The following is a 9774-nucleotide window of genomic DNA, read 5'->3' as shown; positions in this document are numbered from 1 at the left end:
AAATAAGAAAAGTAAAAACAATATCTTATGTTATAATGGAGGAACAGAAATGGCGTTAAAAATCAAACCTTTATCCGACAGAGTTGTAGTTCAGCCTGATGCGGCAGAGGAGAAGACCAGCGGTGGAATTATACTGCCTGATACGGCGCAGGAAAAACCACAGGCCGGGAAAATAGTTGCTGTAGGAGCCGGAAAGATTTCTGATAATGGTGAACTTATCAAGCCGGAAGTTAAGATCGGTGACAGTGTTCTTTACGGAAAATATTCCGGTAACGAGATAACTGTTGGCAAGGATGAATACTTAATCATGCGTGAGAGCGATATTCTCGCGATCGTTTAAGAGAAGCACATAATTTTAAAAAAGGAGAATAGCTAATAATGGCTAAAATTATTCAATTCGATGCTGAGGCACGCAATGCTCTTAAAGTTGGTGTAGATAAGCTTTCAAGAGCTGTCGCAGTGACTCTCGGACCTAAAGGACGTAACGTCGTCATCGAGAAAAAATTCGGCGCGCCCACTATCACAAAAGACGGCGTGACAGTAGCAAAAGAGATTGAACTAAGCGATGGTATAGAAAATATCGGCGCTCAAATGGTGAGGGAAATTGCTTCCAAGACATCTGATATAGCAGGTGACGGTACAACAACCGCAACGGTTTTAGCGCAGAGTATCTTCACCGAAGGATTGAAGAATGTAGCGGCCGGTTCGAATCCTATGGATTTAAAAAGAGGTGTTGACATAGCAGTAACTGCAGTCGTTGAAGAATTACATAAGATGAGTAAACCTCTTCCCGGAAAAGAGGAGATAGCGCAGGTTGGAACTATTTCTGCGAATGACGACCCTGAGATAGGCGACCTTATTGCCGACGCAATGGATAAAGTGGGAAAAGACGGAGTGATTACCGTTGAGGAAGCGAAATCCACGGATACCACACTTGAGGTGGTAGAGGGTATGCAATTCGACCGCGGATTTCTATCGCCTTATTTCGTGACCAACGCGGACAGCATGGAAGCGGTATTGGAAGACGCGTATATACTTATCCACGATAAGAAGATCAGCAATATGAAAGACCTTCTTCCGATTCTCGAAAAAGTTTCCCAAGTGGGCAAACCTCTTCTCCTGATTGCGGAGGATGTTGACGGTGAAGCGCTTGCCACATTGGTTGTGAACAAGCTGAGAGGCACTTTGAAGATTGCTGCCGTTAAGGCTCCGGGTTTCGGAGACAGGCGTAAAGCAATGCTTGAAGACATCGCCGTTTTAACCGGTGGAACAGTAATATCCGAAGAGAGAGGTTTTAAACTGGAAAATGCTACTACTTCTTATCTCGGACAGGCAAAACGCATAACAATTGATAAGGATGACACAATTATCATCGAGGGCGGCGGTAAAACTGAGGACATCAAAGCGCGGATAAATCAGATAAAGGCTCAGATCGAATCCTCCTCATCCGATTATGATCAGGAAAAACTACAGGAACGGCTTGCCAAGTTAGCCGGCGGTGTGGCTGTGCTAAGTGTTGGCGCTTCTACCGAAGTAGAGATGAAAGAGAAGAAAGCACGCGTTGAGGACGCTCTTCACGCTACCCGCGCTGCGGTGGAAGAAGGAATTATCCCCGGCGGCGGTGTGGCATACATCAGAACTCTGGGCAAATTAGAAAAATTGAAGGTAGAAGGCGATCAGAAAGTCGGTGTGGAAATCGTTAAGCGGGCTTTAGAGTTCCCGCTCAGAAAAATAGCTGAAAATGCGGGATGGGAAGGTTCCATTGTCGTGCAGAGAGTTAAAGAAGGAAAAGGCGATTTCGGATTTAACGCTCAGACGGAAAAGTTCACCAATCTAATCGCAGACGGTGTTATTGATCCTACGAAAGTAGCACGGACAGCGCTTGAAAACGCTGCTTCAATCGCAGGATTGCTATTAACGACTGAAGCGGTTATTGTTGAAGAACCTGAAAAGGATAGTCCGGCAGGACCACCGATGCCTCCCGGCGGTATGGGCGGAATGTATTAAACGCTTGATAAGTGAAATTGACCCCGCTGTTTATCAGCGGGGTTTTTTTATGCTTTCAAATAATTGCATATGAAAAATTAAAGCATGATATTAAGCGGGATTAATCACAAGACAAATTCGGAAAGGTAAGACGGACTTGGCGGCAAAAATAACATACTGGTCTTTGATAAAGGGTAACCGCGATTTTCGTAATCTCTGGCTCGGACAGTTAGTCAGCAACCTCGGCGATTGGTTCAACACTCTCGCTCTTTACAGTCTCATATTTCAACTTTCCGGAACGGGTGAAGCTGTTGCCGGAGTGCTGATAGCGAAGTTACTTCCTAATTTCTTCATCGGTCCTTATGCCGGCGTGATAGTTGACAGATTCGACCGGAAGAAGATAATGATCTGGTCTGATATTTTACGTGGCGTTCTTGTAATCGGATTTATATTTCTCAGAACCAAAGAGCATCTTTGGATAGCATACACGCTTATGGTGATTCAGATGGTTTTCGCAAGCTTCTTTGAGCCTGCTCGAACTGCTGTGATTCCAAATATCACCAAACGAAATGAGATAGTCGCGGCAAACGCTCTCGCTGGAAGCACATGGTCAGCCATGCTCGCTTTGGGCGCTGCGATTGGCGGAGCGGTTATGATTTGGCTGGGAAGGGATATGGCGTTTATCATTGATTCCGCAACGTTTTTCCTTTCAGCATATTTTATCCGGTTGATTCCTTCGTTAAAATCAAAAGATGCCGCAGGGGAGAAAGAAACCGGCGGCGGCGTGAGTCAGCTGATTCGCGGTATAAAATATATCAAAGAAGATGCCTACCGACTTGGTTTGATTTTAGTGAAGCCCGGATTAGCTTTAACGGGCGGTATTTTAACTCTTTTCCCAATATTTACCGAAAGAGTCTATTCATTAAAGGTTTTAAGCGCGTCCGCAGCATTAGGGTTTTTATATTCCGCCAGAGGGATGGGGGCTTTTATCGGCCCAATATTGATAAGGAAATATTTCGGCGAAAGTCAGCGGGTTATGCGACGCACCATCGGCTTTGGTTATCTGGTGATAGCCGGTTCCTTTGTCGCATTCAGCTTTGCGCCGAATATATGGTGGGCTTCTGTATCCGTATTTACAATGACTTTCGGAGGAGCATCTATCTGGTTTTTCAGCACAACTCTCGCGCATTTAGAAATCGAAGATAAATTCAGAGGAAGATTTTTTGCCCTTGAACTTTCGATTTTTACGGCGGTGTTTTCCGCCTCCACGGCTGTGGTGGGCTGGTCACTGGATAACCTGAATCTCAGCCCAAGAGATATTGGCTTGCGGATGTCAATGTTGCCGCTTATCCCCTCAATATTGTGGTTTTTATTTCTCACGAAATATAAGAAAAGGAAGAGGCGGAAGAAGTCAGGCAAGCAGTGGACTCCGGTTCAAAGGCAAGACGGTATTACGGAAGCGTTTGACATGCCGCCAAGCGATATAGTGGATGAGGAATAAAGAAGGCAATTAGCCAATCTCTTGCTATTGAATGACAAGAGTGACTAAATTTTTATGAAGATCAATATTCTTATTACTTAGAAAGGGACATAATGGAGATAAATCGGCGAAAGACACGTCAGGTAATGGTTGGCGATGTAGCCGTTGGCGGTGACGCACCTGTAAGCATTCAATCAATGACTACCACAAAGACGTGGAATGTCAAGGAAACGCTGAAAGAAATACACGCTCTTGAAGAAGCGGGCTGTCAGATAATCAGGGTTACTGTGCCGGATGAAGCCTCAGCAGAGGCTCTCGTAAAACTTAAAGCGGAAATGTCGGTTCCATTGGTAGCGGATATACATTTCAATTATAAAATGGCGCTGTTGGCGTTGGAAGCAGGCGTTGACAAAATTCGAATAAATCCGGGAAATATCGGCAGCCCGGATAAAGTGAAAATGGTATTGGACGGTTGCAAGGAACGGGGAGTACCTATCCGTATAGGAGTGAACGCCGGTTCGTTAGAAAAAGAAATAATTGAAAGAGACGGGTTTCCCACTGCCGAAGGGATGTTTGAATCGGCATCGAAGCATATCGAAATCTGCGAGGAGAACGATTTCAGAGATATTATCGTATCGTTAAAATCTTCCGACGTTCCTCTAATGATGGCGGCGTACAAACTCTTTTCCGAAAAATTGGATTATCCTCTTCATCTCGGAGTTACCGAAGCGGGCACTTATCGGACCGGGAGTATAAAATCTGCTGTGGGAATCGGTGCTTTGTTGGCGGAAGGAATTGGCGACACGATTAGGATTTCTCTCGCCGACCATCCCGTCGAGGAAGTGAAAGTCGCAAAGGGAATTCTAAAATCTCTCGGGCTTGCCAGCGCAGGTGTGACTGTTATTGCGTGTCCGACCTGTGGAAGATTAGAGGTTGACCTGTTCAAAATTGCCAAGGAAGTTGAAGAACGAACCGAACATATTAAAACCCCGTTGAAAGTAGCAATAATGGGTTGTGCTGTGAACGGGCCGGGTGAATCACGGGAAGCTAATATCGGAATTGCTTGCGGTAAACACGAGGCATTGATGTATATAGACGGCGAGCCTGTAGGAAAAATCCCGGAAGATCAGGCGGTGGAGCGGCTTATCCAAGAGATTGAGAATTACTAATTTCTTACCAATTTCAGTGAGAATTATATTTAAGATATACTTATTCACATTCTTCACATTCAATATAGCTAACGCTCAGGGCATAGTTGATACAACCGATTACGGTTTCAAGGTTTATCTTTATGCCGAAAAACAGGATATTTATGCCGTAGGTAAAGTCATTGATCTCAGAGTGGCTGATATCCAGCTGATGAATTTCAGAGATGACAGGTTTATCGTTTTTGACCCCAAGTCGGATAACCTGTTCATAGACCGATATGGCAATCGGATCAAAGCAGCGCTGTTCGACTACGAATATCTCCAAAACGAAATTTATCCCGGACATCAGATGAAACTTCATTTTTATCTTCCCCAATATAAGGGTATCACTGTGAACGAAATATATTTTATAACATATAACAGCACGGCGGATACTCTGCGAATTACGCCCACAACCGATGAGCGAATTGCGGTCTATGTGAAAAAATTCGAGAAAAAAGAAAACCGGCAGTGGTATTTCAAATTAGGACAGTTTGTTCTGTTTGCTACTGCAGCGTTTTTCGGAGTCAGAGCGTTATGAGTGATGGAACGAGAAAACGTATGATTTCCAAAGTGTTGAGCGCAGCTGTTCTCGGCGTGGAAGCATACATAGTGGAAGTAGAGACGCATCTCGATTCTCAGCTTCCTATGTTTATCACGGTAGGGCTTCCCGATGCGGCGGTAAAGGAAAGTAAAGAGCGCGTCACTGCGGCAATCAAAAATTCGGGTTATAAATTCCCGCAGAAAAAGATAACGATAAATCTCGCTCCCGCTGATGTCCGGAAAGAAGGCTCCGCATTTGACCTTCCGATAGCAGTGGGGATTATCGCCGCTAACGGTCTGCTGCCGGTGGAGAAATTGGACAATTATCTGATTCTCGGCGAACTGAGCCTTGGAGGAGAACTCCGCGCCATCCGCGGCGCTCTTAATATTTCCGTAATGGCTGGAAAGAAGAAATTAAAGGGGATAATTCTGCCGGAGCAGAATGCCGAAGAAGCGGCTGTTGCTTCCGGTATTTCTATATATCCTGTGAAAACATTAGAGGAAGCTGTTGATTTCCTGAATGAAGAAAAAACAATCACTCCGTTTACGGTTGATATTGATTCCCTGATGAAAATTGCCCGTCGTTATGAGATGGATTTTTCCGAAGTTAAGGGTCAGGCACACGTTAAACGAGCGCTTGAAGTAGCAGCAGCCGGCGGCCATAATATCATTATGATAGGGCCTCCCGGAAGTGGGAAAACTATGCTCGCAAAACGTCTTCCCAGCATTCTGCCCGACCTGCGGCTCGAAGAGGCTATCGAAACTACAATGATTCATTCCGTATCGGGGCTTCTTCCGCCTAAAAGAGGGTTAATCGCCACCCGACCGTTCCGATCTCCGCATCACACTATCAGCGAAGCGGGGCTTGTGGGAGGAGGCGGAATTCCGAGACCGGGTGAAGTCAGCCTGTCGCACAACGGCGTTCTCTTTCTCGATGAACTCCCGGAATTCGGGAAAAGTGTCCTTGAAGTACTTCGTCAGCCGCTTGAGGACGGTACAGTCACTATCTCGCGAGCTGCTATATCGCTGACTTATCCCTCAAACATTCTGCTGGCTTCGGCTATGAATCCGTGTCCCTGTGGATACGCCACCGACCCTCATAACGACTGCAGCTGCACTCAGAAAGAGATACACAATTATATGAAACGGATATCGGGACCGTTATTGGACAGGATAGATATTCATATAGATGTACCTGCGGTAAAATATTCCGAACTCTCAAGCGATGAAAAAGGAGAGTCTTCTGACGCAATTCGCCAACGGATAGAGGCAGCGAGAGACATTCAGACGGAACGGTTCCGAGACTCGAAAGGGCTACACACCAACGCTCAGATGGAATCAAAACAAATCAGAAAATATTGCAAAGTGGATGAACAGGGCGATGAACTGCTCCGAACAGCAATCAATAAATTAGGACTCTCCGCCCGCGCTTATGACCGAATCCTCAAGGTGGGAAGGACAATCGCGGATTTGGAAGGCTCAAGAGAAATCAAACCGCAATTCATCAGCGAAGCAATCCAATATAGGACACTCGACCGACAGCTCTGGAATTGAAGTTGGATCAGTGTGAAAACAATGTATTTGCAGTACTTTCTGCATAGCAATGAAAGTCAGAAAAATTATCAAAATGCTGGAAAATGATGGCTGGTATCTTCATAGAACAAAAGGCAGCCATAGACAGTATAAGCATCTTAACAAAACAGGAATAGTAACCGTCGCTGGAAAACTAAGTTTAGAATTGCCTCCGGGAACTCTTAATAGTATATTAAAGCAATCAGGATTAAAGAAATAAATTAGGGAAAATAAATGCGATATGTCGTTATAATTGAAAAAGCAGAGAATAATTATGGTGCATATGTTCCAGACCTTCCGGGTTGTGTTGCTGTTGCAGATACTCAAACGGAAGTAAAAATATTAATTCGAGAAGCAATTGAGTTCCATCTGGAAACCCTTCGTGAAGATGGAAGTCCTATTCCGGAGCCTGTAACCATAAGTGAACTTATTGAGGTATAGGCTGCGACTTCTAACCGCAATTCATCAGCGAAGCAATCCAATATAGGACGCTCGACCGGCAGCTCTGGAATTGATTCTCCGGAGACTCTAAGTCTTAACTAATTAAAACTTAAAACGACACCTATTTTTCTCCGCGGTTATTCTTCTTCTGCTTCTTCCCCGCCAGCGGTAGGAAGCGGTACGCTGCTGTTAAAGATGTTCACATCTATCTTCCAGGTACCGTTTTCACGCTTCCATAAGTCCACGAATTTGCCATTATCGCTGATAGCCTCACCCTCCTCGGGCTGTATGGTGAGCGTGTACTTGCCGACCACGTGTGCCATATCACCATGCACATGAAGGTCTATCACTGTAAGTTGTAAATCTCCTAAGCCTGCGTCGTGGCTGGCTTGCATCCAAGCTTGTATACCCTCCCTACCGACAATCAGTGGACTGTTTGGCGGAAGACGTTTTGCTTCTTCTGTGTGAAGTGCGGCAACAGCAGCTGCATCACCCCGGTTGAAAGCATCGGCAAATTGCTTTATGACAGCATTTATAGCTTGAGTGTCCTCAGCAGAAGTATCTGGAGGTGGTGCTGTGGTACAACTTACCAGAATTGGAATGGCAAGCATTAGTGCAAATAAAGATAGAATTCGGTGGTTATGTATCATAGTTTCACTCCCGGTAGTTTTGGATTGATTTAATACGTAATAAAGAATAACTCATTGTTCTTGGGAATGCAAGCAAATAAGCTAACCCTAACGAAGCAATCCAATACAAGATGCTTGACCGTCAACTCTGGAACTGAATTCGCAGTATATATAGGGGTGATAACAGCCTCTGCTCTTTTCAGCAGTTATTCTTCTTCTGCTTCTTCCCCGTCAGCGGCAGGAAGCGGTACGCTGCTGTTCCAGGTGGCAGTAATCATCTTCCAACTGCCGTTTTCACGTTTCCATATCTCTACGTACTTACCGTTATCGCTGATAGCCTCACCCTCTTCGGGCTGTATGGTGAGCGTATACTTACCGACCACGTGCGCCATATCACCACTAACATGAAGGTCTATAACTGTGAGATGTAAATCACGTCCGCCTGCGTCGTAGAAAGCTTGGAAAAATTCTTGTATGCTCTCTCTACCGGTAACCATTTGATTGTTTGGCGGAAGAACTTTTGCCTCTTCTGTGTAGTGTGTGGCAAAAGCGGTAAGATCGCCAGAGTCGAAGTTTTCCTCCCATTGCTTGCTGGCAGCTCTGATAGCTTGACCGTCCGCAACAGAAGTATCCGGAGGAGGCGCTGTCGTACAACTAAATAAAAACGGCACGGCAACCATTATTACGAGTAAATAAAGGATTGGGTGGTTATGTATCATAGTTTCACTCCCGGTTATTTGAATTGATACGTATTCAAGAATAACTCATTGTTTTCGAGAAAGCAAGTAAAATGCCTATCTCTCTGATACTTAAAGGTTTACGTAAGCACACTATAAATCAGTTTAATAAAATATTGATATTACATATATAATCAGTAGATTGAAGATCATATTAATACTTAAGGAATTGAGTATATGTTCAGACGATTGATGCTATCAACAAAAGCGACTATCATTTTATTAGTACTTGTAATAGTACCCAAAAATTCTCTGGCACAAAATCCACCATTTTTGGGAACTATCTTCCTCGTCCCGGACATCATTACGTCATCAGACACCACCTCTTTTCTTAGCGTGTCAAGTACCGGGCAGGGTTCTCGAACGATGTTCGACAGACGTATCAATGACTGGATCACTTTGAATGCTTATCTGTTCAATGCGAGCTTTAACGATGGACTATCCGCCGAAATTCAGGTCAATCCCGAATTCGGTAGCGTGGCTTCTGCTTTGGCGGAGGCACAGAAATATGGGGAAGTTATCGGTAGATTACCGAGAGTGCTACGGGTCGATGTGCAATCCGTTTGGATTCACAAAGGCGTTGAGCCGTTTGGAGGCGGGAATAACAATCTGCTTATCCACACAGATCAGGGTGATCTTTATGCTGCTGATAATATCCTCGAGGAGACATTTGTGCACGAGGCATCACACACTTCGCTTGACGCAGACCATGCTTCATCTGCCGGATGGCTCGCCGCACAGACCGCCGATGATGAGTTTATCTCTACCTATGCCAGCGATAATCCGGATCGCGAAGATATTGCAGAAAGTTTTCTGCTATATCTTGCTGTCCGATTCCGGTCAGATCGGATCACTCAATCGCTAAAAGATTCGATTGAGGCAGCTATACCAAACCGAATTGCATATTTTGATGATCAATCATTCGATATGCGCCCGATATCTTCGCCGGTCACCGGTGTTGATGATCCTCTCACTATTGAGCTGCCAAATACTTTTTCCCTACTTCAAAACTATCCTAATCCTTTCAATCCGGTGACGAAAATAGAGTATAACATTCCGATAGGCTCTGAAGTTTCGCTGATAATCTATAATCTTCTCGGACAGGAGGTAGCGCGACTTGTAAATGGTGTCGAGACGGCAGGTAATCACAATATCAATTGGGACGCATCAAATGTTTCATCGGGAATTTATTTCTACCG

General features: G+C 44.9%; 11 protein-coding genes. 9 read left to right on the top strand and 2 right to left on the bottom strand.

Features of this window, described 5'->3' with window-relative positions; genetic code table 11:
* Nucleotides 1-49 precede the first annotated feature (49 nt).
* From groES to IIB39_10820, 8 genes are all read left to right on the top strand, one after another.
* Entirely contained in the window at nucleotides 50-340 is a 291-nt protein-coding gene (groES, locus tag IIB39_10855) for a co-chaperone GroES (GenBank protein ID MCH8929197.1), read from the top strand.
* 35 nt (nucleotides 341-375) lie between these two features.
* Nucleotides 376-2007: a chaperonin GroEL gene (groL, locus tag IIB39_10850; protein MCH8929196.1), complete on the top strand. Its 1632-nt coding sequence runs from the start codon at nucleotides 376-378 to the stop codon at nucleotides 2005-2007.
* Between the two features lie 136 nt (nucleotides 2008-2143).
* Nucleotides 2144-3487: an MFS transporter gene (locus tag IIB39_10845; protein ID MCH8929195.1), complete on the top strand. Its 1344-nt coding sequence runs from the start codon at nucleotides 2144-2146 to the stop codon at nucleotides 3485-3487.
* Nucleotides 3488-3576: 89 nt separating this feature from the next.
* On the top strand, nucleotides 3577-4635 hold the full coding sequence (gene ispG / locus IIB39_10840; GenBank protein MCH8929194.1) for a flavodoxin-dependent (E)-4-hydroxy-3-methylbut-2-enyl-diphosphate synthase: 1059 nt from the start codon (nucleotides 3577-3579) through the stop codon (nucleotides 4633-4635).
* 16 nt (nucleotides 4636-4651) lie between these two features.
* Nucleotides 4652-5194: a hypothetical protein gene (locus IIB39_10835; protein MCH8929193.1), complete on the top strand. Its 543-nt coding sequence runs from the start codon at nucleotides 4652-4654 to the stop codon at nucleotides 5192-5194.
* A gap of 20 nt (nucleotides 5195-5214) precedes the next feature.
* Nucleotides 5215-6750: a YifB family Mg chelatase-like AAA ATPase gene (locus IIB39_10830; protein ID MCH8929192.1), complete on the top strand. Its 1536-nt coding sequence runs from the start codon at nucleotides 5215-5217 to the stop codon at nucleotides 6748-6750.
* Between the two features lie 49 nt (nucleotides 6751-6799).
* A complete protein-coding gene (locus IIB39_10825) occupies nucleotides 6800-6988 on the top strand; it encodes a type II toxin-antitoxin system HicA family toxin (GenBank protein MCH8929191.1) in 189 nt (62 codons plus the stop codon).
* A 14-nt stretch (nucleotides 6989-7002) separates the two neighbouring features.
* Complete coding sequence (locus tag IIB39_10820) at nucleotides 7003-7209, top strand: type II toxin-antitoxin system HicB family antitoxin (GenBank protein MCH8929190.1); 207 nt, start codon at nucleotides 7003-7005, stop codon at nucleotides 7207-7209.
* A 137-nt stretch (nucleotides 7210-7346) separates the two neighbouring features.
* On the opposite strand, the gene IIB39_10815 is transcribed toward IIB39_10820, so the two are convergent.
* Together IIB39_10815 and IIB39_10810 are read right to left on the bottom strand one after the other, a co-directional pair.
* Complete coding sequence (locus IIB39_10815) at nucleotides 7347-7859, bottom strand: nuclear transport factor 2 family protein (GenBank protein ID MCH8929189.1); 513 nt, start codon at nucleotides 7857-7859, stop codon at nucleotides 7347-7349.
* A 185-nt stretch (nucleotides 7860-8044) separates the two neighbouring features.
* Nucleotides 8045-8557: an SgcJ/EcaC family oxidoreductase gene (locus IIB39_10810; GenBank protein MCH8929188.1), complete on the bottom strand. Its 513-nt coding sequence runs from the start codon at nucleotides 8555-8557 to the stop codon at nucleotides 8045-8047.
* A 195-nt stretch (nucleotides 8558-8752) separates the two neighbouring features.
* Between IIB39_10810 and IIB39_10805 the strand changes: the two genes are divergently transcribed.
* Nucleotides 8753-9774 (top strand): T9SS type A sorting domain-containing protein (locus tag IIB39_10805; GenBank protein MCH8929187.1); only part of this gene is annotated, 1022 nt, incomplete at its 3' end.

Source organism: Candidatus Neomarinimicrobiota bacterium, assembly GCA_022573815.1.
Classification (GTDB): Bacteria; Fidelibacterota; SORT01; order SORT01; family SORT01; genus JACZTG01.
The sequence above is the reverse complement of the archived record's forward strand: the minus strand, read 5'-3'. Positions and strand labels throughout refer to the sequence as shown.

Coding starts and splice junctions, on each gene's coding strand:
- groES (MCH8929197.1), top strand. CDS start 50: ATGGCGTTAAAAATCAAACCTTTATCCGACAGAGTTGTAGTTCAGCCT.
- IIB39_10830 (MCH8929192.1), top strand. CDS start 5,215: ATGATTTCCAAAGTGTTGAGCGCAGCTGTTCTCGGCGTGGAAGCATAC.
- IIB39_10825 (MCH8929191.1), top strand. CDS start 6,800: ATGAAAGTCAGAAAAATTATCAAAATGCTGGAAAATGATGGCTGGTAT.
- IIB39_10820 (MCH8929190.1), top strand. CDS start 7,003: ATGCGATATGTCGTTATAATTGAAAAAGCAGAGAATAATTATGGTGCA.
- IIB39_10815 (MCH8929189.1), bottom strand. CDS start 7,859: ATGATACATAACCACCGAATTCTATCTTTATTTGCACTAATGCTTGCC.
- IIB39_10810 (MCH8929188.1), bottom strand. CDS start 8,557: ATGATACATAACCACCCAATCCTTTATTTACTCGTAATAATGGTTGCC.